Raw genomic sequence first — 23,248 nt, 5'->3', positions numbered from 1 at the left:
GCAATGACGACGTCTCCCGCCCGTCCCGTGTGGACGGCGGTCCTCTGCTGGCTGACCGTCCTGCTCGAGGGCTACGACCTGGTCGCGCTCGGCGCCACCATCCCCACCCTGCTCAAGAGCGGTTACCTCGGCTTCACCGCGGCCGGCGCGACGCTGGTCGCGACGGTCTCGCTGATCGGCGTGGCCGTCGGCGCGGCCTGCCTCGGCCCGCTCACCGACCGCTTCGGCCGCCGCGGCATGCTCATCGGCTCGGTGCTGCTGTTCTCGCTGTTCACCTTGCTGACGCCGGTGGCGCCGAACGTCGCGACGTTCGGGATCTTCCGGTTCGTCGCCGGGCTCGGCCTCGGCGCGTGCATGCCGGTGGCGCTCACGGTCATGTCGGAAAACCTGCCCGCGCGGCGCCGCGCCAGCGCGAGCACGTTCACCATGACCGGCTACCACGTCGGCGCGGTGCTGACCTCGGTTCTCGCGCTGTACGCGAAAGAAGACTGGCACCTGCTGTTCTACGGCGGCGGGATCGTCGGACTGCTGGCCGTGCCGCTGATGTGGTGGAAGCTGCCGGAATCCGCGGCCTACCTCGCGGCCAAGGAGGAGCCCGCGACCGAGCGCATCGGCCTGAAGGACCTGCTCGGCGCCCGGTTCCGGCGGATCAGCATCGCCGTGTGGACCGGCTCGTTCATGGGGCTGCTGCTGGTCTACGGGCTCAACACGTGGCTGCCGCAGCTGATGCGGACCGCCGGCTACCCGATCTCGACGTCGATCACGCTGCTGCTGGTGCTCAACATCGGCGCGGTGCTCGGGCTGGTGCTGGCCGGCACGATCGCCGACCGCTTCGGCATCCGGCCGATCGCGCGGATCTGGTTCGGCGCCGGTGCCGTGCTGCTGGCCGCGCTGAGCCTGAAGATCGGCAACGCGTTCGTGCTCAACACGGTCGTGCTGCTGACCGGCGTGTTCGTGTTCTCCGCGCAGGTGCTGATCTACGGGTACGTCGCGCAGGCGTTCCCGGCGCAGGCACGCGGGACCGCGCTCGGGCTGACGTCGGCGGTCGGACGGCTCGGCTCGATCCTCGGGCCGTTCGTCACCGGCGCGCTGGTGACGGCCGGGGTCGCCTATCCGTGGGGTTTCTACTTCTTCGCCGTCGTGGCCGCGTTCGGCCTGGTCGCGGTGCTGGCGCTGCGCGGGGAGGCGCGTGAGCCGGAGCGGTTGACGCCGGTGTCCGCGGGGTAGCCGCAGGGGATGTCGGAACCACACCACGAAACCGGCGAAGAGGACTCGAGCGGCAACCGGGTCGACGACCCGCCTCGCCGCAACGAGCCCGAAGGGCCGCTGGAAGACGAAGACGCGAAGGCGCGGCCCGGGCACCCGGGTTCGCAGGAGAACTTTCGCGGCGGTGACTAGGCCGTCTCTTCGGGACGGCGGCGCATGGTGGGCTCCGGCCGCTCGGTGCGGCGGTCGGAGTCGCGCAGGACTTCGCGGGCCTGGCCGCGCGGGTCGTCGCTGTCGGCGGCTTGCTCCTCGGGCAGCAGCTCGGCCCGGGTCTCGGACCGCTTGTCATCGGGTTCCATGATCGGCGGGTACCCGGTGCCGGGCGGTCTCAGACACCGCCCAGCCAGCCGAAGGCGAGCGCGATGACGAGCGCGGCGACCATCAGCACGAGGACGCCGGTGAGGATCAGCCACAGCACGGGCGTGGTCTTCGACGGCATGGGCTGGGGGTGCGAGAGCCCGGACGTCTGGGCCGAGTCGGGTGGCGTGCTGCCGGGCGGCACCCCGCCACCGGCCTCGAGGTCCGGGGTCCGGCGCGGGTCCGGATCCGGCGGGTCGGCGGTCATGGCGGCGTCCCTTCGTCGCGGTTTCGCTTCCGCGACGGGTGCCCGGCGGTCCGCCGGGCAAACGCGTCAGTCCCGGGATCTGCGGTTTCCCACGGCGTCGCGGCGGAGCTGCGCGGTCTGTTCGGAGATCGCCCCGAGCTGCTCGGCCAGGCCGGCGTGGGCGTCGGTCAGGTGCGGCTGGGCCGCGGCCAGCGGCGGGAGCAGGGAGGCGGGGTCGTCGTCGCCGAGGGCGGCACCGAGCCGGTCGGCGCTCTCCTGGGCCGCCGGGCCGAGGCCGTCGAGGGCGCTGACCCGGCCCGCCAGCTGGCGCAGGATGGCGGAGTTGCGCCGCGCCCAGTCCGCGACGGCCCGGTCGCCCGCGCGCCGGTCGCGCTCCGCGTCGACACGCGCCTCGCCGGTCTTCTCCCCGGTGTCCGACGGCTGCAGGCGCAGGTAGCGCCGTTCCGCGGCCTGGCGGCTGGCGACGCCGAGCGCGGGCGCCAGCACCACCCAGCTCGCCCCGGCCGCCCTGGCCGCCGTGATCAGCTCCGGTTCCCAGCCCGCGAGCTCCTCGCGCAGCAGGCGCAGGCTCGTCAGCGCGGTCAGCAGGCTGTCCTGCTCCGCCGTGCCCGCGCGGGCCGCCTCGACCACATCGTGGATCCGGCGTACGGCGCCGGCGGGGTCGCTTTCATTCATTCCGTCATCCTTCCGACGACCTGTCACTTGTCATCGCTTCGACGACATGATAGAACAGAGGTGCGTGTTGACACCAGAGAGTCGTCGAACCACAGGAGGTGGATCCCGATGTTGATGCGCACCGACCCGTTCCGCGACTTCGACCGGCTCGCCCAGCAGGTTTTCGGCAGCTCGGCCCCCGGCACCTGGTCCAAGCCGGCCGCCATGCCGATGGACGCCTACCGCGCCGGCGACGAGTTCGTGGTCTGCTTCGACCTGCCCGGCGTCGACCCCGGTGCCGTGGAGCTGGACATCGAGCGCAACGTCCTCACCGTCAAGGCCGAACGACGGCCCCTGCCGACCGGTGACGACGTCCAGATGCAGGTGTCCGAGCGGCCGCTCGGCGTGTTCTCGCGCCAGCTGTTCCTCGGCGACACCCTCGACACCGACCGCATCACCGCCGACTACGACGCCGGCGTGCTGACCGTCCGCATCCCCGTCGCGGACAAGGCGAAGCCGCGGCGCATCTCGATCAGCGGCAGCGGCGAACGCAAGGAAATCAAGGCCTGACCCCGCCGCGGCGGGCCGGGAGCCACCCTCCCGGCCCGCCGCCACGCGACGAGGAGGGTTCGTGCTGACCGACAGACCCACGCCGGGCGAGCGAACCCCGGTGACCGCGCTGCTCGAGGAACTGCTCGAGCGGATCGCCGCGGACGTGCCGGGCACGCTCGGCGCCGCCGTCTCCACGCACCACGGCGACGCTCCCCCGCGCGTGGCGGCCGCGCGCGGCCTTTCCGCGGTTTTCGTGCCCGCCCAGGTGGACCGGTTCGACGGGCCGGTGCCCGCCGCGGGCCGCACCGGCAAGCCGGTGCTCACCGCCGACGTCTTCGCCGACGAACGGTGGCCGTGGCTCACGCTGAGCGGGCTGATCGAACGCCACCCCGCGCTCGCGGCGGACTGGCCGCGCGTGCGGGGGGTCGCCGCGCTGCCCGCGACGTCGGACACCGAAGGCGGATTGGTGCTGTCCGTGATGCTGGACCGCCCCGCCACCGAAGAGACCCTGACGGTGCTGCGCCGCCACGAACGGCTCGCCGCGCTGGCGTTCGTCGTCGCCGAGGCGGCGGCGCGGCCGGACCGGACCGGCCAGATGCTCGACCTCCTGCAGTCGCGGGCCGCGCTGGAGGAGGCCAAGGGCATCGTCATCGCCCTGCGCCGCTGCGACCCCGACGAGGCGTGGGCGACTCTGCGCCGCGCGAGCCAGGAGTTCAACGTCAAGGTGCGCGAGCTCGCCGTCGCCCTGGTGGAGCTGCTCGCCGGGGCACCGGCGCCGCAGCCGGACGGCGACCGCACGATCCTCCCGAGTCCCGCCGCCCGCGTCGCCGCCGCGCAGGTTTTGCGTGCGCTGGAGGGAACTTCGGCTCCCGGGTTGACGTCCGGCTGACTCAGGCGGGCTCGACGCGGAAGACCGCGATGCGCTCGGCCGCGGCGGCGACGGCGTCCGGCGTCGGGGCGTCCGCGAGGCCGGTGGTGACGAGCCGCTTCCCCACGCTCGGCGGGCTCTGCTCGACCAGCTTCCGCAGCAGCGGACGGCGTTCTTCGACGGGAACTTCGGTCAGCCGCGCGGCCGACGCGCGGCGGCCGCGGGTGAGCGTCACCTCGCCCGCGGCCCGCGCGTTGGCCACCCAGGCCGCCTTCGGGTAGGCCTGGAAGATGTAGCGGTCACCGTCCAGCGGGATGACCGCGATCGGGAAGGTGCGGGGGACGCCGGTGCGCCGCCCCGCGACCGTGAGCAGCTGCATCGGGCCGAACGCGAGGCCGAGCCGCTGCAGCCGCACGACGATCTTGTTCCCCGCGTTGACCATCCGGCGGTAGTTCTGCGCTGTTGTCATGCCGCCGACGGTACACGAGATCATATGAGTTTCATATGATCTGATTCTCGTAACTGCGTTCCGGGCCGGGCTGCGGGTCCGGCGGCAGCGGATCGGGCACGGGCGTGCCGCCGGGTTCCGGAGTCGGCCGGTCCGGCCCCGGACCCGGCGGCACCGGGTCCGGAACGACGGGATCGGGCGGGAGCGGTTCGGGCGGCATCGGCGGTGCGGTCAGGCGAACTGCGGTCGTGGGCATCGGTCATCCCTCCGCGCCGCCCGCCGTTCGGGCGGCGATCATCGTGGGCTACCACCACGCTCCGCACCGGAAACAACGCTCAGACCGAGACGGACGCCCAGGCCCGGCGGCCGAGGAAGGCGAGCAGCCGCGTCCACTCGTCGGCACCCGCGGGCGGCTCGAGTTCCGGGCCGAAGAAACCGGGGCGCCGGACTACGTGCGCCCGCGCCCATTCGAAGGCGACGTCCACGAGTTCGGGTTCCGGGCGCACGTCCTGGCCGGTGGCCGAGCCGATGTCCCAGCTGTGCGCGACCAGGTCCGTGATCAGCAGCGTGACCACGCCGACGAGGGGGATCTCGCCGAGGCCGGTCAACGTGATCTCCCGGTGCAGCTGGTCGTCGGTCAGGGTGGTCACCCGCGCCGCTCGCCAGGTCGCCAGCGGGTCGTCGCCGGCCAGTTTTGCCGGGTGGGGTGCGCCCGGGGCGCCCGCGGGTTCGGCGTAGTCCTCGCCGGTCGCCCAGGCGCGGAGCTGGTTCTGGCCCCAGATGACGTGACCGGCCACGTCCCGCACCGACCACTCCGCGCAGGCTGACGGGGTTTCCCATTGGTCATCGCGTACCGCGGCCAGCACCGCGTCGACGCCGTCCTGTGCGCGGCCGAACAAGTCCATTGTGTCCATTTCGCTCCTTCGTCCTGAGAGGTGGTTTCACCTCGAGGACGAACGGGCGGGCCCGGACTCGACAGGATCAGCTGGGGTGGTGCGCGTGCTCCGACGGCAGGTCGCGGTCCAGGTGGTCCGCGTGGTGCAACGCCTGGGCCAGCAGGCCGCGCACGTGGTTGTCGGCCGCCGAGTAGTACACGAACGTTCCCTCCCGGCGGCCCTTCACCAAGCCCGCCAGCCGGAGCTTCGCCAAGTGCTGGCTCACCGCCGTCGGGGCCGCTCCGGCCAGCTCTGCCAAACACGCCACCGAGGACTCGCCCTGCAACAACGCCCACAGCACCTTGATGCGCGTCGGGTCGGCGAGGAGGCGGAACGACTCCGCCGCCAGGTGGACCTGCTCTTCGGTGGGCATGTCGAAGTCCGGCAGCGACGCGTGCATGCCCACTACCCTACTACTTGCGTATCTGCGTGTGTGCGCAGATAGACTCATCCCATGGGACACGGACATGGACACGGACACGGACACGGACACGGACACGGCCACTCCCGGTGGCGCCCGCACAGTCACGACAGCGCCGACCGCGTCGACCACGCCCTCGAAAGCAGCCGGCGGGGTCTTCGCGCCCTCGGGTGGTCCTTCGCCGCGCTGTTCGCCACCGCCGTCGCGCAGCTGGTGCTCGTGCTCGTCACCGGTTCGGTCGCGCTGCTCGGTGACACCATCCACAACTTCGCCGACGCGCTCACCGCCGTCCCGCTCGGCATCGCCTTCGTGCTCGGGCGGCGGGCCGCGACGCGCCGGTTCACCTACGGCTTCGGCCGGGCCGAAGACCTCGCCGGGGTGGTCGTCGTGCTCGTCGTCGCCGCCTCGGCCGTGCTCGTCGGCTACGAATCCGTCCTGCGGCTGTTCGATCCGCGGCCCGTCGGGCAGCCGTGGGTGGTCGCCGCCGCCGGGGTCGTCGGCTTCGTCGGCAACGAGCTCGTCGCGCGGTACCGGATCAAAGTCGGGCGCGAGATCGGCTCGGCCGCGCTGGTCGCCGACGGCCTGCACGCGCGGACCGACGGCTTCACCTCGCTCGCCGTCGTCGTCGGGGCCGCGGGGATCGCCTTCGGGTTCCCGCTCGCCGACCCCATCGTCGGGCTCGGCATGACCGTCGCCATCCTGTTCGTCCTGCGCGACGCGGCGAAGGAGGTCTTCCGGCGGCTGCTGGACGCCGTCGACCCCGCGTCCGTCGAGCTGGCCGAAGCCACCGCCCGCGCCGTCGACGGCGTGCTCGGCACCCGGGACCTGCGGATGCGCTGGATCGGGCACCACCTGCGCGCCGAGCTGGCGGTGACCGTGGCAAGCGACCTCACCGTCACGCAAGCCCACGTGCTCGCCCACGAAGTCGAACACCGGCTGGTGCACGCGATCCCGCGGCTGGCCGCGGTGGTCGTGCACACCGAACCGGCCACCGGCGCCGAGCTCGCCCACCACTAGGCCGGGGCCAGGACCTCCTGCCGCGCGGTGGCCCGCCAGACCGCGGCCGCCGAGACCGCCGTCAGCGTGGCCAGTGCGCCGGACACCGCGATCGCCACCGCCGGGCCGATCTGCTCGGCCAGCAGGCCCGCGCCGACGATCGCCACGCCCTGGGAGCTGTACAGGCACGTGCTCAACCGGCCCATCACCGTGCCGCGGCGCTCGTCCGGGATCAGGTCGACCACCGCCGCCTGCAGGCGGATCAGGTACACCGTCGACAGCCCGCCCGACACCGCCCAGCACCCCACCGCCCACCAGCCCGGCAGCACCGGGCACAGCAGCAGCGGCAACCCGGCCAGCGCCGCCGGGACCGCGACCGACCGCGGTGCCGTCCGCGGCCGCGCCGCCGTGCGGGCCGCCCACCAGCCGCCCACGACGCTGCCGACCGGGTCCGCCGCCATCAGCACGCCCACCCCGGCCGAACCCACTCCGGCCAGCGACGCGAACGGCGCCGCGAGACCTTCGGGCACCACCAGGAACCCGATCATCGCCGCGAACGCGTACACCGCGATCAGCACCGGTCCGGCCTTCGCCGCCGGGCCCGCCGTCCGCGTGGACCGCGCCGCCGGGCGGGGCCGCACGAACAGCACGACCACCGCCGCGCTCCCGAGGAACGTCGCCGCGTTGGCCAGCAGCGCCACCGCCGGCCCGGTCGCCGTCACCAGCACGCCGCCGAGCCCGAAGCCGGCGACTTGCACCGCCTGCGTGGTGATCTGCCGCAACCCCATGCCCGCCTGGAACAACGGCCCCGGCAGCACGTCCGGCAGCAGCGCGAGCTGCGCGGCCTTGAACGGCGCGGCCGCCAGGGTCAGCACGCCGATCAGCGCCCACAGCAGCCACAGCGGCAGCCCGGGCACGGCCATCGCGGCGGCGAGCAGGCCGCGGACGACGTCGGTCGTCACGACCACCGCCCGCCGCGGGTACCGGTCCGCCAGCCCGGACAGCAGGACCCCGCCGAGCACGGCCGGGACGAACGTCAACGCGTACGTCAACGCCGTCAGCGCCGCCGAGTTCGTCCTGGCGAAGACCACCAGCGACAACGCCACCCTGGCGACCTGGTCGCCACCCACCGACAACGCCTCGGCCAGCCACAACGCCCGGAACTCCCGCACGCGCAGCGCACCGCCGAACCCCGCCATCCGCATCACCCCGCGCCTCCACGCGCGAGGCCGCGGCGGGGTTTAGTCCCGGCGCAACCCGAACGCCAGCTTCAGCACCACCAGCAGCACCGTGCCGAGGATCAGCGGCTGCGCGAGGACCAGCTGCACGACCGTCGGCATCGCCTTGAGGGTCGCCGCCGGCACGAACAGGCCGCCGATCGCCGTGATGAACGGGAAGCCGGCCAGCATCAGGTTTCCGCGGGACCAGTGCACGCCGGACAGGACGTCGATCGCGCTGGCGAACAGCACGCCGAAGAGCACCGTGCCCGCCGCGGCCAGCACCGGCAGCGGCACGGCCTGCAACAGCCGGTCGAACGGGCCGAGCCCGCCCAGCACCAGCAGGATCACGCCGGTGGCCAGCGTGACGTACCGCGAGCCCACCTTCGTCACCCGCAGCAGGCCGATGTTGTCCGGGTAGGCCAAGGTGGACAGCCCGCCGAACACCGCGCCGACGGTGCTGCCCAGCACTTCGCCGAACACGCCCTGGGACGCCCGGTGGCCGGACAGCTCCTGCCCGCCCCAGTCCGCCACGATGTCGTAGGTGGCGATGCTCTCCGCGATCGCCGGCAGCAGCGTGATGAAGAAGATCAGCACCAGCTCGCCGCGCACCGCGAAGCCGAACGGGAAGATCCGCGGCACGGTGACGCCGAGGTTCTCCCCCACCGCGCCGAAGCTCGTCGGCGCGAGGAACGCGTAGACGATCGTCCCGGCGACCACCGCCACCAGCACCGCACCCCGGCGCAGCAGGGTTCCCTTGGGCAGTAACGTCAACGCGATGACCAGCGCCGCCGCGACGCCGCCCGCGAGCAGGTTCACCCAGGGGAAGCCGGGTTTGCCGGGCGTGCCCAGCCAGTTCGGCAGCGCGGTGCTGGTCAGCTGGGTGGCCAGGATGAGCACGAGCACGCCGGAGACGATCGGGTCGCGCACGAACCGGGCCAGGTACGCGACCGGCCCGAACCGCCGGAGCGGGATCGCGAGCACGCACCAGATCAGCCCGGCGACGACCATCGACCCGAACGCCGCGCCGAGCCCGCCCGGCCCGTGCCCGACGGCCAGCAGCGCGGCCAGCGAACCCGCGTACGGGCCTTGGATGATCGGCAACCGGAGCAGCAGGACCGACTGCAGGACCACGACCAGCCCGGACGTCATGAACGTGACGCCGTAGAGGTAGGCGGTGTCCGCGGCGGAGAGCTTGAACGCGGTGCCGATCAATGCGGGGAAGATCAGCAGGCCGGCCATGCCGAGGATGTTCTGGATCCCCAGCCCGATCGCGCTCGAGACGCGGACCTTGTCGTCGATGCCGACGTCGAACACGGGCGTGGCCGACGTCGGCACGCTGATGCGGGTGGTCATCGCGACGCCGTCACCGGGCGGGACGCGGCGTCCGCAGGCGCGCCGCCCAGCGTTCGAGGATCCCGGCGAGCACGATCCGGGCCAGTTCGAGGGCCTTCATCGGCGGCGCCTCGGCGACCGGCGGTGCGGCCACCGGCGCGGCTTCTTCGGCCACGGGCTCCTCGCCGTGCTCGATGCGGTCCCGGACCCGGGACGCGAGCTCCCCGACCATGCGGCCGGAGACGTCGGCCATGATCCCGCGGCCGAACTGCGCGAGCTTCCCGGAGATCGTCAGGTCGGTCGCGAGCACGACGTTCGCGCCCTCGCCCGCCGGGGTCACGCGCATGGTCGCGCGGGCCTTGGCCGTGCCGGCTCCTTTGGTGTCCTTGCCGTCGGCCAGCAGCACCGCGGTGCGCGCGACGGCGTCGCGCTCGACCACCTTCGCCACGCCCTGGTAGGCCGCGGTCACCGGGCCGACCTTGATCTTCACCTTGCCCCGGTAGGAGTCGTCGCCGAGGTCCTCGACGAGCTCCGCGCCCGGGAAGCAGGCGGCGACGTTGTGGGCGTCCTGGAGGAACCGGTACACCTCGTCGGGGTCGGCGGCGACCTCGAAGGAGTTCTCGATGAGCATCAGCTGACCTTCTTTCCGGCGACCGAGGCGGCGGCGAGGAGCGCGTCGACGACGCGGGCGGGGGTGACGGGCGCGCGGGTCACGCGGGCGCCGAGCGGGCGCAGCGCGTCCTCGACGGCGTTGGCGATCGCGGCCGGCGGCGGCACGGTGCCGCCCTCCCCCGCGCCCTTCACGCCGAGCGGGTTGAGCGGGCTCGGCGATTCGATGTGGAAGAGGTCGACCGGCGGGACTTCGGCCGACGACACGAGCGCGTAGTCGAGGTAGCTCGTCGCCTGCGGGGTCGCTTCTTCGTCGTAGACGGCCTCTTCGTACATCGCGTTGCCGAGGCCGTGCGCGAAGCCGCCGAGGACCTGGCCGTCGACCAGCAGCGGGTTGATCACGGTCCCGCAGTCGTGGCCGATGACGTACTTGAGGATGGTGATCCCGCCCGTTTCCGGGTCCACCTCGACCAAGGCCGCGTGCGCGCCGCTGGCGTAGGCCGCCCGCTCCGGCGAGAAGTAGCTGGCCGTCTCCAGCCCGGCGGTGATGCCGCGCGGCAGTGTGATGCCGTGCTTGCCGATGTTGGCGACCTGCGCGAGCTGTTGCAGGGAAACGGACTTCTCGCGGTCGCCGCCCAGGCAGACGAGGTCGCCGACGAAGTCCACTTCGGACGCGTCGCAGCCGAGCAGCACCGCCGCGGTGTCGAACAACCGGGCCCGCATCTGCTTGGCCGCGTCGAACACGGCGGGTCCGCAGGTGGCGGTGATCCGCGAGGCGAACGTGCCCTGGCCGAACGGGATCCGGGCGGTGTCCCCGGTCGTGACGTCGATGCGGCCCATGTCGAGGCCGAGGCCGTCGGCGGCGATCTGCGCGTAGACCGTCTCGTAACCCTGGCCCTGCCCGGCCGCCGCGAGCGTCACGAGGATCCGGCCGCGGTTGGTGACGCGGATCTTCGCGCCCTCGTACGGGCCGAGGCCGCACCCCTCGACGTACACCGCGAGCCCGATACCGACGTACCGGCCTTCCTCACGCAGCCGCGCCTGCTCCCGGCGGGCCTCGTCGTAGCCGATCCGCTCGAGCGCGCCTTCCAGCAGGGCCGGGAAGTTCCCGCTGTCGTAGGTGAGCGGGCTGCCGTCGCGGAACATGATCCCGACCTGGTACGGGAACTCGTCGGGCTGGATCAGGTTGCGCCGCCGGACTTCGGCCGGGTCCAGGCCGAGGTGCGCGGCGATCCGGTCCATCATGCGTTCCATCACGAACACCGCCTGCGGGCGCCCCGCGCCGCGCACCGAGGACGTCGGGACCATGTTCGTGTAGCAGGCCCGCAGCTCGATGTCGATGTTCGGCACCTTGTACGGGCCGGGCACGGTCGACGTCGTGATTGACGGCACCTGCAGCCCGGCGCAGTACGCGCCCTGGTCGTGCTCGATGACGTCCTTGGCCGCCAGCAGGCGCCCGTCGTCGTCGAAGCCGACCTCGACCCGGTGCGTCTGCGAGCGTTCCATCATCGCCGAGACGAAGTTCTCCTGCCGGTCCTCGACCCACTTCACCGCGCGGCGCAGCTTCTTCGCGACCCACGGGATGACGACTTCTTCGCCGTAGAACTGGGCTTTCGGGCCGAAGCCGCCGCCGACGTCGGCCGGGGCGATCACGCGCAGGTCGTCCTCGGCCATCTCGTAGATCATCGACAGCTGCTGGCGGGCGTAGTGCGGCGACTGGGTGGTGTCCCAGATGGTCAGCTGCCCGGTCGCGGGCTCGAAGCGCGCGGCCACGGCGCGGGGTTCCATCGAGTGGCCGCCGCCGCGCATCTGGTGGAACTCTTCGCTCAGCGTGTGCGGCGCGGTCCGCAGTGCTTCGGCCGCGTCCCCGGCGCTCTGGGTGAGCAGGACGGCCACATTGGACTCGTCACCGCTGTGCGCGAGCGGGCCGCCGGGCCGCAGCGCCGCGGCCGTCGAACCGACCGCGGGCAGCACCTCGTAGTCGACCTCGATGAGCTCCAGCGCGTCTTCGGCGATGTACCGCGACTCCGCGATGACGACGGCGAGTGGCTCGCCGACGTAGTGCAGTTCCTCCGGCGGCATCGGCAGGCGCGGGTAGTCGCGCAGCTGGGGGTGCTGAACCTTGGGGGCGAGGGGTTTCTGGATCTCCAGCAGGTCCGCGCCGGAGAACACCGCGACGACGCCGGGCAGCGCGCGGGCCGCGGTGGCGTCGAACGCCGTGATCCGGGCGTGCGCGTGCGGCGAGCGCAGGAACGCCGCGGCCAGCGCGTCGGGCAGGTCGAGGTCGTCGAGGTAGCGGCCGCGGCCGGTGAGCAGCCGCTCGTCCTCGCGGCGCGGCAGCCGCGCGCCGATCATCTCAGGCATCGGACTGTCCTTTCGCGACGTCCAAAACGGACTGGACGAGCCCGGTGTAGCCGGTGCAGCGGCAGATGTTCCCGCTCAGCACCTCGCGAGCCTGTGCCTCGTCGGCGACGGTGTCTTCACGCAGGGCGGCCGTGACGCTCATCAGGAAGCCCGGGGTGCAGAACCCGCACTGCAGGGCGTGGTTGCGCTTGAAGGCCTGCTGCAGCGGGGCCAGCTCGCCGTCGGTGGCCAGGCCTTCGACGGTTTCCAGCGCCGCGCCGTCGGCCTGGACGGCGAGCATCAGGCAGGAGCGCGTGGCGGCACCGTCGACGATCACCGTGCACGCCCCGCAGACGCCGTGCTCGCAGCCGAGGTGGGTGCCGGTGAGCCGCAGCTTTTCGCGCAGGAAGTCCGCGAGCGTCAGGCGGGCGTCGACGGTCTCGTCGAACGTCTGCCCGTTGACCGTGCCCCGGACCCGGTGGGTGGTTTCAGGCATGGGCCTTCTCCGTGATGTCGGCGAGCGCGCGCTTGACCAGCACGCCGGTGAGCCGGGCGCGGTACTCGGCGCTCGCGTGGATGTCGCCGGTGGGATCGACCTGGGCGCGGGCGGCGGCGCCGGCAGCCGCGCCCAGGTCGGGTCCGAGGGGCTGGCCGACGACCAGCTGTTCGGCGTCGGTCAGCCGCTGCGGGGTCGGGGCCACGCCGGCGGCCGCGATCCGGCACGCCGTGACGACGCCACCGTCCACTTCGCACACCACGGCCACGCCGGCCAGCGCGAAGTCGCCGCGCCGGGTGGCGAACTCGCGGAACGCGGAGAAGTGGTTCGCCCCCGGCCGCTCGACGCTCACCTCCAGCAGCAGCTCGTCCGGCTCCAGCGCGGTGGTGAGGTGGAACAGGAAGAAGTCGGCGGCGGGGACCGTGCGGACCCCGCGGGCCGAGGCGAGGGTGAACTTCGCGTCCAGCACGGTGAGCACGCTCGGCAGCTCGGCCGCCGGGTCGGCGTGGGCGAGGCTGCCGCAGACCGTGCCGCGGTTGCGGATCTGCGGGTGCGCGACCTGGTGCAGGGCCTCGGTGAGCACCGGCAGCAGCCGCGCGGCCTCGGGCGAGCGTTCGAGCTGCCGCTGCCGGACCAGCGCGGGAATGGTGATCGTGGTGTCGCCGAACGTCGGCGTCTCCCAGCGCCCGCCGAGCCGGTTGATGTCGACGAGGTGCTCGATGTGGGCGAGGCGGAAGTTGAGCATCGGCATCAGGCTCTGGCCGCCGGCGAGGACCTTGGCCTCGTCGCCGTGCTCGCGCAGCAGCTCCAGCGCTTCGTCGAGCTCGCGGGGTGCGTGGTAGGTGAAGGGGGCGGGTTTCATCGGGTCTCCGTGACGCGGCGCAGGTGCTGCCGGACGCGGCCGGCCAGCAGCGGGCTTTCGACGAGGGACAGGTGCCGCAGGTCGGGCAGGATCTCGAGCTCGGCGTCCGGGATGCCGTCGGCGAGGGTGCGCGCCATCGACGGCGGGGTCGCGTAGTCGTAGCGCCCGACCAGCACCAGCGTCGACGCGGTGACCGCGGGCAGCAGCGGCCGGGAGTCCATGGCGCCCATGGCGATCGACGCGGCGGCGTGGGCTTCGCTGTTGGTGCGCAGGAAGATCTTGACCACGCGGTCGGCCTCCTCCGGGTGCCGCTCCCGGAACTCCGGGGAGAACCAGCGGTCCAGCTGGAAGGGCACCTGCTTCGCCCGCGGCACCGTTACGGCCTTCTCCGCGCGCTCGGCCCAGGCGGCGACGGCGTCTTCGCCGTACCAGGCCGTCGTGTCGGCCAGCACGAGCGAGCGGACGCGCTCCGGGAACCGCCCGGCGAAGTTCACCGCGACGCTGCCGCCCATCGACAGGCCGAGCAGGCTCGCCGAGGGCAGGTCTAGCTCGTCGAGGGCCCGCGCGACGTCGTCGGCGAGGTCTTCGATGCGGAACGGCTTGCCGTCCCACGCGCTGTCGCCGTGGCCACGGAGGTCGAGGGCGAACACCTGGAACTCGTCCGACAGCGCCTCGGCGAGCGGGGTCCACAGCTCGCCGGACAACGCCAGCGGGTGCAGCAGCACCAAGGGGTCGCCCGCGCCGCGGCGGCGGACGGCCAGCGGCCCGGCGGTGGGGGTGCTCATGCGGGCCTCCGGAACAGCGTTTCGGCGTTGGTGTGCAGGATCGCTTCGACGTAGGCGTCGTCGAGGCCGCTTTCGCGGACGGTCCGGACCGGTTCGGGGTCGCCGAGCGCGAACGGGTAGTCGCTGCCGAGCAGCACCCGCCCGGGCCCGACGAGCCCGGCGAGGAACGCGATCGCCGGACCGGACAGGCCGACCGTGTCGTAGTGGAACTCGCCCAGGTAGGCCGACGGCTTGCCGCGCTCGAGCTCGCCCGCGAAGGCTTCCTTCGTGCGGTAGCCGCCGTCGAGGCGACCGGCCTGGTAGGGCAGGAAGCCGCCGCCGTGCACCAGGACCAGCCGCAGGGCGGGGTGCCGGTCGAGGACACCGGCGAGGATCAGCTTGGTGACCGCGACGGAGTTGTCGATCAGCCTGCCGTGGACGTTGCCCATCGTGCCGAGCGAGGTGAGGTCGCCGGACGGCCCGCACGTCGGCGGGTGCAGCACCACCGGGATGCCTTCGGCGGCCGCGACGGTCCACAGTGGATCGTACGTCGCCTCGTGCGGGGCCGGGCCCGCGGGCGGGTCCGTGTTGAGGATGAGCCCGGCGAACTCGATGCGCTTCCAGGCTTCGAGGACGTCGTCGGCCGCCCGGTCGCCGTCGTCGACGGCCACCGAGGCCAGCGCCACCGTGTTCGCGTCCGCGGCCGACTCGGCCATCGCGTCGTTGACCGTGCGCGCCCAGTCACGGGCGCGCGCCGGGTTGAGCGGCGCGGACTGGATGTCCAGCCACGGCGAAAGGACCTGCCGCGTGACGCCGGCCTGCCGCTGCCAGGCTTCGCGGGGCGCGGGCTCGATCATCCGCGCGCCGATCGGCCGGGTGTCGCCGGTGCCGGGCACCGCCACCACCCAGCCCTGGTCGGTGCGCCGCGCCGAAAACCCCGCGACGGGGGCGTCTTCCAGCGCGCTCAGCAGCGAGCGGGGCACGATGTGCGCGTGCGTGTCGAGGACTTCCGTCCGACTCACCTCCACCGGTCGGGTTGGTGCTCCGACGCTAAGTCGGCCCCCCGCCCGGGAACCAGCGCGCTTTCCTGGCAGGAGCCGTAAGCAGATCTGGCAGCGGAGGCCTCGCTTCTCACCGGCGTTCGTGTTGCGATGGGAGTCCTCAAGGGAAAGGCGGCGGTCGTGACGGAAACCCGGAACGTGGTCGTGGCGATCACCGGCGCCAGCGGAGCGTGCCTGGGCGTGCGCATCCTGCAACTCCTGCGCGAGCGGCCGGACATCCGGACGCACCTGGTGCTGTCCAAGGCCGGGATCCTCACCCTGCGCCACGAATGCGACCTCACGCTGGCCGACGTCCGCGCGCTCGCCGACGTCACCTACCGCCCGGGCGAGATCGGCGCGGCCATCGCGTCCGGCTCGTTCCCGGTCGCGGCCATGCTGGTCGCGCCCTGCTCGATCAAGACGCTCTCGGCGATCGCCACCGGCTACACCGACGAACTGGTCAGCCGCGCCGCCGACGTCTGCCTCAAGGAAGGCCGCCCGCTGCTGCTGATGGTCCGCGAGACGCCGTTGCACCTCGGGCACCTGCGGGCGATGGTCGCGGTGACCGAGGCGGGCGCGATCGTCGCGCCGCCGGTGCCCGCGTTCTACCCGCGGCCGCAGACGGTCGGGGACCTGGTGGACTACACCGCTCGCCGCGCGCTGGCCCGGGTGGGACTATGGGAGCTGGCGCCGGAACCGTGGGACGGCGAACTGACCAGGGCCGACCCGGCCGACCTGCTGCCCCGCGGCTGACGGAGGGCGAGTGCTCGAGGCGCGACGGCTGCAGATCTTCTCCGCGGTGGCCGAACACGGTTCGTTCACCGCGGCGGCCGAGGCCCTGTTCATGACGCATTCCGCCGTCTCGCAGCAGATGGCGCTGCTCGAGCGGCAGCTGGGCGTGCCGCTGATGCTGCGCGGTTCGCGCGGGATCGAGCTCACTGAGGCGGGCAGGCTGCTGGCCGAGCGCAGCACCGGGCTGCTCGGCACGATCGCCCACATCGAACAGGAGATGCTGGACCTGAAGGCGCGGCACTCGTCGGTGCGGCTCGGCGCGTTCCCGACGGCCGGGGCCGACCTCATCCCCCGCGTCGTGCGCGAGTACCAGCGCCGCTACCCGGAGACGAAGATCGTGCTGCGCTCGGCGCACGCGTCCGACATGACCGCGGCGTTGCGCGACGGCTCGATCCACCTCGGCCTGGTCTGGGACTACGACTTCGACCCGCGCTCGGTGCCCGCCGACGTCGAGTGGGTCCACCTGGCCGACGACCCGCTGTGCGTGCTGGTGCCGCTGGACCACCCGGTCGCCGGGGAGTCCGAAGTGGAGCTGCGGGAGCTGGCGGGCGAGACGTGGGTGGTGCGCAGCCACCGGCCGCCCTACGACGAGGCGTTCACGACGTTGTGCCGGCTGTCGGGGTTCGAGCCGCGGATCGGGTTCGCGACCGAGGACTACCTGTCGGTGCAGGGCCTGGTCGCGGCCGGCATCGGGATCGGGGCGGCCCCGCGGCTCGCGCTGGTGGCCCAGCGCCCCGACGTCGTCGCGGTGCCGATCGCGGGCGCGGCACCGAGGCGGCGGATCGCGGCCGTGCGGCTGCTGGAGGCGAGTCATCCCCCCGCGGCGGCACAGATGCTGGAAGTATTGCGGGTGGTAGCGACCACCGACCCGGAGGAACCCGCGTGACCGAACCGCCCGACGTCCTGCGCCGGATGCTGCTCGACGGGCGCACGGACGTCTCGCTGGTCGACCGGATCGTCGAGGACCTGGCCCGCCGGATCATCGACGGCTCACTGGCCCCGGGCGCGGACGTCAACTCCGTCGACCTGGCGCGCCGGTTCTCGACGTCGCGCACCCCGGTGCGGGAGGCGTTGCTGACGCTGCAACGCGAAGGGCTGGTGGACATCCCGGCCCGGAAGCGGCCGCGGGTCGCGCCGGTCACCCTGGCGCAGGCGCGGGAGCTGTACGAGATCCGGGCGAGCCTGCACGCGCTGGTGAGCGAGCTGATCGTGGCGCGGGGGCCCGATTTGTCCCGGCTGCGGGAGTGGCAGGCGCACCTGCGCGAGGACGCGGCCCGCGGCGACGTCGACGCGTACTTCTGGCACAACGTCTCCTTCCGCCAGGCCGAGGCGGAAGTGGCCGGCAACCGCCAGCTGACGCGGTTGCTGGGTTCGCTGGGGTTGCGGACGTTGCAGCTGCGGCACGTGAGCTTGTCGCTGCCGGGGCGGCTGGACCGTTCGGTGGCGGACCACGAGCGGCTGCTGGCGGCGTACGCGGACCGGGACGCGGATCTGGCGGTGGCGTTGACGCGGTCGATCATCATGACCGGGCTGCACTCCATCGAGGCCTCCGGCTGGTCGGGGCTCGCGGACTGAGTCAGACGCCGCCGGCGCGTTCGATCGCCCGGTAGCCGCGCATCACCAAGGACCGGCTCACCGCCGCCGCGAGGCCCGCGTCCCGGTCCGCGTACGCGTTCACCAACCTCTCGTGGTCCGCGACCGAATGCAGCAGCCGCCCCGGCAACGACAGGCTCAGGTGCCGGAAGCGGTGCATCTGCAGGCCCAGGGAACTCAGCCGCCGCTGGAGTTCGCCGTTCTTCGACAGGCCCACCTCCGCGTTGCGGAAGCCCACGTTGTGCCAGAAGTACGCGTCGACGTCGCCCGCCTTCGCGTCCGCCGCCAGCGAGGCCTGCCACCGGCGCAGGCCGTGGATCTCCTCGTCCGAGGCGCGCGCCACCACCAGTTCGCTGACCAGCGCGTACAGGCTCGACCGGATCTCGTAGATCTCCCGCACCTGCGTCATGTCCACCGGGGACACGTACGGGCGGCGGCGCGGCGGGATGATCACCAGCGACTCGCGCTCCAGCAGCAGCAACGCCTCCCGCACCGGGGTGCGCGAGGTGCAGAACCGGCGGGCCAGCTCGGCCGAGTTGACCTCGTGGCCCGGCGGCAGCCGCCCCTCGACGATGCCGACCGCGACCTCCTGGAAGATCGTGAACGCCAGCGAGGAGCCGCCCTCCACCCCGCGCAGCGCGGTGAAGAGCAGCTCCCGCCGCAGGTCCGGCAGATCCGGCGAGCCCACCGCGGTCACTAACCGAGCACTTCCGGCCAGCGCCTGCTCACCGACGCGACCAGGTCGGGGCTCGACTCGGCCACCGCCGGGAAGTCGCCGAGCCGCTCGAACGGGCGGCACGCGTCGATGACCGCGCGGCTGTTGAACGCCACCGCGCCGGGCAGCGTCAGCGGGTCGACGCGGCTGCCCCACGTCCGCTTCATGACCTCGATGTCGATCGACGGGTCGGTCCGCCCGCACATCGCCCAGACGACCTCGCCGAGGTCGCGCGGGTTGACGTCGTGGTCCACCACCACGGTGAACCGGTTCATGTACGCCGCGCTCGGCAGCTGCGACGTCAGGTACGCCGCTTGCCGCGCGTGTCCCGCGTACCGCTGCTCGATCGCCACGATCAGCAGCGACCGCCCGCCGCCCGCCTCGTGCGCCCACACCCCTCGCAGGCCCGGCAGCCCGGTCTTGCGCAGCGAGTCCGTGATGATCGCGGACTTCATCACCGTGCGCATGTACGAGTAGTCGTGCGGTGGCTTGCCCGGAGGCGCGCCGAGGAGGATCGGGTTGTCGCGGTAGTAGACCTTTTCGACGTCGATGGTGAGGATCGGGTCGCGGGAACCGGAGTAGTAGCCGGTCCACTCGCCGAACGGGCCTTCCGGGCGCTTGTGGTCCGGCCGCACCCAGCCTTCGACGGCGATCTCGGCGTCGTGCGGGAGCGGCAGCCCGGTCGCGAGCCCGGCCACCGTGCGCACCGGCGCGCCGGCCATCGCGCCGACGTAGTCGTACTCCGAGACGTCGCCGGGCACCTCGACCCCGGCCGCCACCAGGTAGGCGGGGTGGTGGCCGAGCGACGCGGCGATCGGCGCCCGGCCCTCGGCCTCGAACCACCGGCGCAGGTGCTGGGCGCCGTGCTTGCCCGCCTCGATGTTGACGCTCACCGAGCGGCCCTCGTCCTGCACCTGCATCCGGTAGGCGCCGAGGTTGATCCGGCCGGTGTCGTAGTCGCGGGTGACCACCGCGCAGCCGGTGCCGATGTAGCGGCCGCCGTCGCCCTCGTGCCAGCGCGGCACCGGGAACTTCAACAGGTCGATCTCGTCGTCCACATGGGACAGCAAGGGGCCGTCGGCCACGGTCACCGCGCGGAAGTCACCGGACCGCTCGATCCACTCCCCCGGCTTGACCGCCAGCTTTTCGACGAGGTCCTCGTCGGTGTTGTCCCAGCCGAGCCCGAGCACCGACCCGAGCAGCCGCGGGTTGCTGACCGAACCGGACAGCACCCGCATCCCGGGCGCGTAGTCCTTGATCGAGTCGAACACCAGCGCCTTCGGCGTGCCGCGCCGGTAGTTGACCTGGGACAGCGCGCCGATCTCGAGTTCCCAGTGGGCGCCCTCGACGGTCTGCGCCTCCCCCGCCGCTTCGGCTTCGGCGAGCCACTTCCGCAGGTCGGTCATGCCACGGTCCTCCGCGAGGTCTGGCGGAGGTGGCCGATCGCCGCTTCGGCGGTCAGCACGTCCGCGTACTTCTGGTCCAGGTCGAACAGGCTCAGCCAGTGCGAGGCCTCGAACCGGTCGAAACAGCAGTCACCGACGACGCCGACCCGGTAGCCGCGGGTGCAGGCGTCGACGACGGTCGAGCGCACGCACCCGCTGGTGGCCTCACCGGCCACCAGCAGCGTGTCGTGCCCGCCCGCTCGGAGGATGGTGTCGAGCGGGGTGCCGTGGAAGCAGCTGGGCCCGATCTTCTCCAGCACGATGTCGTCGGCCCACGGCTCCACTTCGGACACGATCGCGTTCGGGTCCACAGTGGACTTCGGCGCCAGCGCCGAGCCCGGCTTGCGGTTCCACCGGCCGTACCGCGCCGGCGTCGCGTGGAAGTAGATGACCGGCGCCCCGGCGTCCCGCGCCGCGCGCAGCAGCGGGACGGTCCGGTCGACGGCGGCCCAGCCGTCTTCCCCGCACGCGCTGGGCCAGTCGCCGACCGCGTCGAGGATGTCCTGCTGCGGCAGGCCCAGCGCCGCGTAGTACAGGTCGACGACCAGCACGGCCACGTTGTCCCCCAGACCGAACGGGCTCCGCTTCGCCCACGACGTCGCCGTGAGCAGCGCGCGGTCCCGTTCGGTCAGGTACTTCTCCCACTCCGCGGCGAACGGACCGGTCATGAGGTGGCGAGGCTGTTGTCGATGTACTTCGCGATGTCCGACGGCGGAGTCGTCTTCGCGTTCTCCGCGGCTTCGTCGAAGGCCTGCTTGATCACCTTCTCGTCCACCACCGGGGTCTTCGCCCAGACGTCGAGGAAGAAGTCGTAGGCGTAGGAAGCGAGTTCGGTGCTCTTCACGCCGCTGTACTTCTGGATGCTCTTCACCGTCTCGTCCTTGTGGCTCCGGATGTACTGCAGGGCCTCGGCTTCCGCGGCGACGAACCGCTTGACGACCTCGCGGTTGTTCTGCAGGTACTTCGACTGCACGGTGTAGGCGCCGAGCGGGAACGGCATGTTCGACAGCGCGGCGAGCCGGTGCGCGCCCTTCTCGCGGCTCTCGGTGCCGTTCGGCGGCTGGGTGAGGATCGCCGACACGGCGCCGCTGCCCAGCGCGGCCACCTCGGCCGGCACGCCCTTGACGAACACCGCCGTGACGTCTTCGCGCTTGAGGCCGTTCGCCTCCAGCAGGGCGGTCAGCCCGAAGTCGCTTTCCGAGCCGGGCGAGGTGATGGCGACCTTCTTGCCCTTGAGCTCGGCGACCGACTTGACGTCCGGGCTCGCCCACATCTCGAGGTTGTAGTGCGGCTCGGACATGGCGACGTACTTGAGGTCGGCGCCCTTCATGATCGCCGCCGCGGTGTCGGCCGCGACGCCGACGCCGATCTGGACGCTGTTGCTGGCCAGCCCGGCGACCAGCTGCGAGCTGTCGTTGAGCCGGTTGAGCTTCACGTTCAAGCCGTGCTTGGCGAAGATGCCGTAGTCCTGGGCGGTGTAGAGGTCGGAGTAGCCCGCGCCGAGCGCGGTGTAACCAATGGTGACCGGCAGCGCGCCGTTGCTGTCGGCGGTGACCGTGCCGCCCGCGCCCGCGGCGCCGGAGCACGCGGTGAGTCCGAGCACGAGGCTCGCCGCGGCGAGGAAGATCTTCATTGTGCACCTGCCCAGTGGGTGAATCGGCGTTCGACGAGCCGGACCGCCCAGTTCAGCAGCAGGGCGAGCACGGCGAGGAGGACGATCCCGGCCATCGCCGAGTCCATGTTGAAGTTGGAGGTCTGCGTCTGCACGAAGTAGCCGAGGCCCTGGCTGGCCAGGAACAGCTCGGCGACGATCGCGCCGACCAGCGCGCGGCCGACGGCCAGCCGCACGCCCGCGAGGATGTACGGCAGCGTCGCGGGCAACGCGATGGTATAGAAGAACTTCAGCCGCGGCGTGCAGAACACCGTCGCGACGCGGGTGTAGTCGCGGTCGAGGTTCCGGACCCCCGCGGTGATGTTGATGATCAGCGGCAGGATCGCCGCCCACACGATGACGATCACGCGCGAGGTGTTGTCGATGCCGAACCAGAAGATGATGATCGGCAGGAACATCACGTACGGCACCGAGTAGAGGATGTTGACCATCGGCTCGGTCATGTCGTGCAGGATCTTGCTGCGGCCCAGCACCAGCCCGACCGGGATGCCGAGGACGAACGTGATGCCCAGGCCCCACAGCAGTTCCAGGCCGGTCGCGCCGAGCGCCGGGTAGATCTCGCCGGAGCCGAACAGCTTCCCTTCGGCCGCGGCGATGCGCAGCGGGTTGCTGCTGAAGGAGACGTCGACGAGGCCGAGCGCGGTCGAAAGCTGCCACAGCACCAGGACGATCGCCATCCCGGCCGCGCCGAGCAGGCCGCTACGGTGTCGCCGCGCCCAGCCGGAGCTCGCCGACGCCTGCGGTGTCGGTGCTGTCGGTGCTGGTGTCGTGCGCGGGAGAGACGCTGTTGTCATGGTTCGGCTCCGAAGCTGCGGGTTCGTGGTGGAGGGCCGAGAGGATCTTGTCGCCGTAGGCCAGGAACTCGGCGCTGCGCCGCCAGGCGGCGTCACGCGGGCGGGGCACGTCGATGACCACTTCCAGGGCGACGTGCGCGGGCGACGGCGAGAACACGAGCACGCGGTCGGCGAGCAGCACCGCCTCGTTGACGTCGTGGGTCACGAACATCGCCGTCTTCTTGACGCTCTCCGCCTGCCAGATCCGCAGCAACTCGTCCTGCAGGTTCTCGCGGGTCTGGGCGTCCAGGGCACCGAACGGTTCGTCGAGCAGCAGGAGCGTCGGGTCCGTGGCCAGGGCCCGGGCCAGGTTGACGCGTTGGCGCATGCCGCCCGACAGCTCGTGCGGGTACTTCTTCGCCACCTTGGCCAGGCCGACGATCTCGAGCAGTTCTTCGGCTCGCTTGCGGGTCTGCGCGTTGAGCCTGCCCTGGACTTGGGGTCCGAAGAGGACGTTGTCGAGGACCGTGCGCCACGGGTAGAGCGAGGCGTGCTGGAAGACCAGGGACCGCTCCGGGCCGGGGCCCGTGATCGGACGGCCGGCCAGTTCCAGGGCACCTCCGGCGACTGGGACCAGTCCGGCTACGGCTTCGAGGAACGTCGTCTTGCCGCAGCCGCTCGGGCCGACGATGACCACGAACTCTTCGTCGCGGATCTGGAGGTTCAGGTCCTGGCACGCCGTCGAGAACCCGCTGCCGCGGCGGGCTTGGTGCCCGAGCAGCAGGTCCCGTGCGTCCAGGCAGATGTTCGGGACGGTCATCGGCTCGTCCCCGGGTTCGCTGGGTGGTTCACTTACCGCTCCTCCTTGCCGATGGCTGCACTGCGGA

At 72.3% G+C, this 23,248-nt stretch carries 28 protein-coding genes; 8 read left to right on the top strand and 20 right to left on the bottom strand.

All coding sequences use genetic code 11. From position 1 onward, the window contains the following. The first annotated feature begins 3 nt into the window (after positions 1–3). Positions 4–1,227, top strand: a complete 1,224-nt coding sequence (locus QP939_RS33725) for an MFS transporter (RefSeq protein WP_285450307.1) — start codon at positions 4–6, stop codon at positions 1,225–1,227. A 9-nt stretch (positions 1,228–1,236) separates the two neighbouring features. Then, complete coding sequence (locus QP939_RS33720) at positions 1,237–1,398, top strand: hypothetical protein (protein WP_285450306.1); 162 nt, start codon at positions 1,237–1,239, stop codon at positions 1,396–1,398. Here the strand turns inward: QP939_RS33720 and QP939_RS33715 are convergent. The 3 genes from QP939_RS33715 to QP939_RS33705 form a co-directional block, all read right to left on the bottom strand. Beyond that, positions 1,395–1,565, bottom strand: coding sequence for a hypothetical protein (locus QP939_RS33715; RefSeq protein ID WP_285450305.1), 171 nt, complete (start codon positions 1,563–1,565; stop codon positions 1,395–1,397). The two genes, QP939_RS33720 and QP939_RS33715, sit on opposite strands and share 4 nt — an antisense overlap. A 29-nt stretch (positions 1,566–1,594) precedes the next feature. Next, entirely contained in the window at positions 1,595–1,831 is a 237-nt protein-coding gene (locus QP939_RS33710; protein ID WP_285450303.1) for a DUF6480 family protein, read from the bottom strand. A gap of 66 nt (positions 1,832–1,897) precedes the next feature. Next, positions 1,898–2,506 (bottom strand): HSP18 transcriptional regulator, encoded by a 609-nt coding sequence (locus tag QP939_RS33705; protein WP_285450302.1) that lies wholly within the window; start codon positions 2,504–2,506, stop codon positions 1,898–1,900. 108 nt (positions 2,507–2,614) lie between these two features. Between QP939_RS33705 and QP939_RS33700 the strand changes: the two genes are divergently transcribed. Together QP939_RS33700 and QP939_RS33695 are read left to right on the top strand one after the other, a co-directional pair. After that, positions 2,615–3,055: an Hsp20/alpha crystallin family protein gene (locus QP939_RS33700; RefSeq protein WP_285450300.1), complete on the top strand. Its 441-nt coding sequence runs from the start codon at positions 2,615–2,617 to the stop codon at positions 3,053–3,055. Between the two features lie 61 nt (positions 3,056–3,116). Further along, entirely contained in the window at positions 3,117–3,926 is an 810-nt protein-coding gene (locus QP939_RS33695; RefSeq protein ID WP_285450299.1) for an ANTAR domain-containing protein, read from the top strand. 1 nt (position 3,927) lies between these two features. Here QP939_RS33695 and QP939_RS33690 read toward each other — a convergent pair whose 3' ends face one another. The 3 genes from QP939_RS33690 to QP939_RS33680 all read right to left on the bottom strand — a co-directional run bounded on the left by QP939_RS33690 (position 3,928) and on the right by QP939_RS33680 (position 5,688). Then, on the bottom strand, positions 3,928–4,374 hold the full coding sequence (locus QP939_RS33690; protein WP_285450298.1) for a nitroreductase family deazaflavin-dependent oxidoreductase: 447 nt from the start codon (positions 4,372–4,374) through the stop codon (positions 3,928–3,930). A 314-nt stretch (positions 4,375–4,688) separates the two neighbouring features. Then, complete coding sequence (locus tag QP939_RS33685; protein WP_285450297.1) at positions 4,689–5,267, bottom strand: TIGR03086 family metal-binding protein; 579 nt, start codon at positions 5,265–5,267, stop codon at positions 4,689–4,691. 67 nt (positions 5,268–5,334) lie between these two features. Further along, positions 5,335–5,688 carry an ArsR/SmtB family transcription factor gene (locus QP939_RS33680; RefSeq protein ID WP_285450296.1) on the bottom strand — a complete coding sequence of 118 codons (354 nt, stop codon included), beginning with the start codon at positions 5,686–5,688 and terminating at the stop codon, positions 5,335–5,337. A 54-nt stretch (positions 5,689–5,742) separates the two neighbouring features. Here QP939_RS33680 and QP939_RS33675 point away from each other — a divergent pair, with 54 nt between their 5' ends. After that, positions 5,743–6,726, top strand: a complete 984-nt coding sequence (locus QP939_RS33675; RefSeq protein WP_285450295.1) for a cation diffusion facilitator family transporter — start codon at positions 5,743–5,745, stop codon at positions 6,724–6,726. Here QP939_RS33675 and QP939_RS33670 read toward each other — a convergent pair. Genes QP939_RS33670 through QP939_RS33635 form a run of 8 tightly spaced genes read right to left on the bottom strand, consistent with a single transcriptional unit; the run spans position 6,723 to position 15,353 of the window. Then, complete coding sequence (locus tag QP939_RS33670; RefSeq protein ID WP_285450294.1) at positions 6,723–7,904, bottom strand: MFS transporter; 1,182 nt, start codon at positions 7,902–7,904, stop codon at positions 6,723–6,725. The genes QP939_RS33675 and QP939_RS33670 overlap by 4 nt on opposite strands. Before the next feature lie 42 nt (positions 7,905–7,946). Next, a complete protein-coding gene (locus QP939_RS33665; protein ID WP_285450293.1) occupies positions 7,947–9,278 on the bottom strand; it encodes a uracil-xanthine permease family protein in 1,332 nt (443 codons plus the stop codon). A gap of 10 nt (positions 9,279–9,288) precedes the next feature. Continuing rightward, positions 9,289–9,888: an SRPBCC family protein gene (locus QP939_RS33660; protein ID WP_285450292.1), complete on the bottom strand. Its 600-nt coding sequence runs from the start codon at positions 9,886–9,888 to the stop codon at positions 9,289–9,291. Next, positions 9,888–12,230, bottom strand: a complete 2,343-nt coding sequence (locus QP939_RS33655) for a xanthine dehydrogenase family protein molybdopterin-binding subunit (RefSeq protein ID WP_285450291.1) — start codon at positions 12,228–12,230, stop codon at positions 9,888–9,890. The genes QP939_RS33660 and QP939_RS33655 overlap by 1 nt, the downstream gene beginning before the upstream one ends. Continuing rightward, entirely contained in the window at positions 12,223–12,705 is a 483-nt protein-coding gene (locus QP939_RS33650) for a (2Fe-2S)-binding protein (protein ID WP_285450289.1), read from the bottom strand. The genes QP939_RS33655 and QP939_RS33650 overlap by 8 nt, the downstream gene beginning before the upstream one ends. Continuing rightward, entirely contained in the window at positions 12,698–13,567 is an 870-nt protein-coding gene (locus tag QP939_RS33645) for an FAD binding domain-containing protein (RefSeq protein ID WP_285450287.1), read from the bottom strand. The genes QP939_RS33650 and QP939_RS33645 overlap by 8 nt, the downstream gene beginning before the upstream one ends. Further along, on the bottom strand, positions 13,564–14,352 hold the full coding sequence (locus QP939_RS33640) for an alpha/beta fold hydrolase (RefSeq protein WP_285450286.1): 789 nt from the start codon (positions 14,350–14,352) through the stop codon (positions 13,564–13,566). The genes QP939_RS33645 and QP939_RS33640 overlap by 4 nt, the downstream gene beginning before the upstream one ends. Next, entirely contained in the window at positions 14,349–15,353 is a 1,005-nt protein-coding gene (locus QP939_RS33635) for an amidohydrolase family protein (RefSeq protein ID WP_285450285.1), read from the bottom strand. Before QP939_RS33635 ends, QP939_RS33640 begins: the two co-directional genes overlap by 4 nt. A gap of 159 nt (positions 15,354–15,512) precedes the next feature. Here QP939_RS33635 and QP939_RS33630 point away from each other — a divergent pair, with 159 nt between their 5' ends. Genes QP939_RS33630 through QP939_RS33620 form a run of 3 tightly spaced genes read left to right on the top strand, consistent with a single transcriptional unit; the run spans position 15,513 to position 17,738 of the window. Then, the gene (locus tag QP939_RS33630; protein ID WP_285450284.1) at positions 15,513–16,124 is read left to right on the top strand and encodes a UbiX family flavin prenyltransferase; all 612 of its coding nucleotides are present in this window, start codon (positions 15,513–15,515) and stop codon (positions 16,122–16,124) included. A 10-nt stretch (positions 16,125–16,134) separates the two neighbouring features. Beyond that, positions 16,135–17,049: a LysR family transcriptional regulator gene (locus tag QP939_RS33625; protein ID WP_285450283.1), complete on the top strand. Its 915-nt coding sequence runs from the start codon at positions 16,135–16,137 to the stop codon at positions 17,047–17,049. Continuing rightward, positions 17,046–17,738, top strand: a complete 693-nt coding sequence (locus tag QP939_RS33620) for a GntR family transcriptional regulator (RefSeq protein ID WP_285450282.1) — start codon at positions 17,046–17,048, stop codon at positions 17,736–17,738. The genes QP939_RS33625 and QP939_RS33620 overlap by 4 nt, the downstream gene beginning before the upstream one ends. A 1-nt stretch (position 17,739) precedes the next feature. Here the strand turns inward: QP939_RS33620 and QP939_RS33615 are convergent, their stop codons facing one another. Genes QP939_RS33615 through QP939_RS33590 form a run of 6 tightly spaced genes read right to left on the bottom strand, consistent with a single transcriptional unit; the run spans position 17,740 to position 23,181 of the window. Next, a complete protein-coding gene (locus QP939_RS33615; RefSeq protein ID WP_285450281.1) occupies positions 17,740–18,453 on the bottom strand; it encodes a GntR family transcriptional regulator in 714 nt (237 codons plus the stop codon). Beyond that, positions 18,453–19,877, bottom strand: coding sequence for a UbiD family decarboxylase (locus tag QP939_RS33610; protein WP_285450280.1), 1,425 nt, complete (start codon positions 19,875–19,877; stop codon positions 18,453–18,455). The genes QP939_RS33615 and QP939_RS33610 overlap by 1 nt, the downstream gene beginning before the upstream one ends. Continuing rightward, positions 19,874–20,584, bottom strand: a complete 711-nt coding sequence (locus QP939_RS33605) for a cysteine hydrolase family protein (protein WP_285450279.1) — start codon at positions 20,582–20,584, stop codon at positions 19,874–19,876. The genes QP939_RS33610 and QP939_RS33605 overlap by 4 nt, the downstream gene beginning before the upstream one ends. Further along, positions 20,581–21,549, bottom strand: coding sequence for an ABC transporter substrate-binding protein (locus tag QP939_RS33600; RefSeq protein ID WP_285450278.1), 969 nt, complete (start codon positions 21,547–21,549; stop codon positions 20,581–20,583). The genes QP939_RS33605 and QP939_RS33600 overlap by 4 nt, the downstream gene beginning before the upstream one ends. Next, positions 21,546–22,265, bottom strand: a complete 720-nt coding sequence (locus tag QP939_RS33595) for an ABC transporter permease (protein WP_285450277.1) — start codon at positions 22,263–22,265, stop codon at positions 21,546–21,548. The genes QP939_RS33600 and QP939_RS33595 overlap by 4 nt, the downstream gene beginning before the upstream one ends. 22 nt (positions 22,266–22,287) lie before the next feature. Next, complete coding sequence (locus QP939_RS33590; protein ID WP_285450276.1) at positions 22,288–23,181, bottom strand: ABC transporter ATP-binding protein; 894 nt, start codon at positions 23,179–23,181, stop codon at positions 22,288–22,290. Positions 23,182–23,248: the final 67 nt, after the last annotated feature.

The organism is Amycolatopsis nalaikhensis (assembly GCF_030264295.1).
GTDB lineage: Bacteria > Actinomycetota > Actinomycetes > Mycobacteriales > Pseudonocardiaceae > Amycolatopsis > Amycolatopsis nalaikhensis.
Note: the sequence above shows the minus strand (reverse complement) of the source record. Positions and strands in the feature narration are given on the sequence as shown.

Coding starts and splice junctions, on each gene's coding strand:
- QP939_RS33720 (WP_285450306.1), top strand. CDS start 1,237: ATGTCGGAACCACACCACGAAACCGGCGAAGAGGACTCGAGCGGCAAC.
- QP939_RS33605 (WP_285450279.1), bottom strand. CDS start 20,584: ATGACCGGTCCGTTCGCCGCGGAGTGGGAGAAGTACCTGACCGAACGG.
- QP939_RS33675 (WP_285450295.1), top strand. CDS start 5,743: ATGGGACACGGACATGGACACGGACACGGACACGGACACGGACACGGC.
- QP939_RS33665 (WP_285450293.1), bottom strand. CDS start 9,278: ATGACCACCCGCATCAGCGTGCCGACGTCGGCCACGCCCGTGTTCGAC.
- QP939_RS33680 (WP_285450296.1), bottom strand. CDS start 5,688: ATGCACGCGTCGCTGCCGGACTTCGACATGCCCACCGAAGAGCAGGTC.
- QP939_RS33715 (WP_285450305.1), bottom strand. CDS start 1,565: ATGGAACCCGATGACAAGCGGTCCGAGACCCGGGCCGAGCTGCTGCCC.
- QP939_RS33725 (WP_285450307.1), top strand. CDS start 4: ATGACGACGTCTCCCGCCCGTCCCGTGTGGACGGCGGTCCTCTGCTGG.
- QP939_RS33595 (WP_285450277.1), bottom strand. CDS start 22,265: ATGGCGATCGTCCTGGTGCTGTGGCAGCTTTCGACCGCGCTCGGCCTC.
- QP939_RS33590 (WP_285450276.1), bottom strand. CDS start 23,181: ATGACCGTCCCGAACATCTGCCTGGACGCACGGGACCTGCTGCTCGGG.
- QP939_RS33600 (WP_285450278.1), bottom strand. CDS start 21,549: ATGAAGATCTTCCTCGCCGCGGCGAGCCTCGTGCTCGGACTCACCGCG.
- QP939_RS33705 (WP_285450302.1), bottom strand. CDS start 2,506: ATGAATGAAAGCGACCCCGCCGGCGCCGTACGCCGGATCCACGATGTG.
- QP939_RS33690 (WP_285450298.1), bottom strand. CDS start 4,374: ATGACAACAGCGCAGAACTACCGCCGGATGGTCAACGCGGGGAACAAG.
- QP939_RS33645 (WP_285450287.1), bottom strand. CDS start 13,567: ATGAAACCCGCCCCCTTCACCTACCACGCACCCCGCGAGCTCGACGAA.
- QP939_RS33610 (WP_285450280.1), bottom strand. CDS start 19,877: ATGACCGACCTGCGGAAGTGGCTCGCCGAAGCCGAAGCGGCGGGGGAG.
- QP939_RS33650 (WP_285450289.1), bottom strand. CDS start 12,705: ATGCCTGAAACCACCCACCGGGTCCGGGGCACGGTCAACGGGCAGACG.
- QP939_RS33700 (WP_285450300.1), top strand. CDS start 2,615: ATGTTGATGCGCACCGACCCGTTCCGCGACTTCGACCGGCTCGCCCAG.
- QP939_RS33710 (WP_285450303.1), bottom strand. CDS start 1,831: ATGACCGCCGACCCGCCGGATCCGGACCCGCGCCGGACCCCGGACCTC.
- QP939_RS33655 (WP_285450291.1), bottom strand. CDS start 12,230: ATGCCTGAGATGATCGGCGCGCGGCTGCCGCGCCGCGAGGACGAGCGG.
- QP939_RS33685 (WP_285450297.1), bottom strand. CDS start 5,267: ATGGACACAATGGACTTGTTCGGCCGCGCACAGGACGGCGTCGACGCG.
- QP939_RS33660 (WP_285450292.1), bottom strand. CDS start 9,888: ATGCTCATCGAGAACTCCTTCGAGGTCGCCGCCGACCCCGACGAGGTG.
- QP939_RS33670 (WP_285450294.1), bottom strand. CDS start 7,904: ATGGCGGGGTTCGGCGGTGCGCTGCGCGTGCGGGAGTTCCGGGCGTTG.
- QP939_RS33640 (WP_285450286.1), bottom strand. CDS start 14,352: ATGAGCACCCCCACCGCCGGGCCGCTGGCCGTCCGCCGCCGCGGCGCG.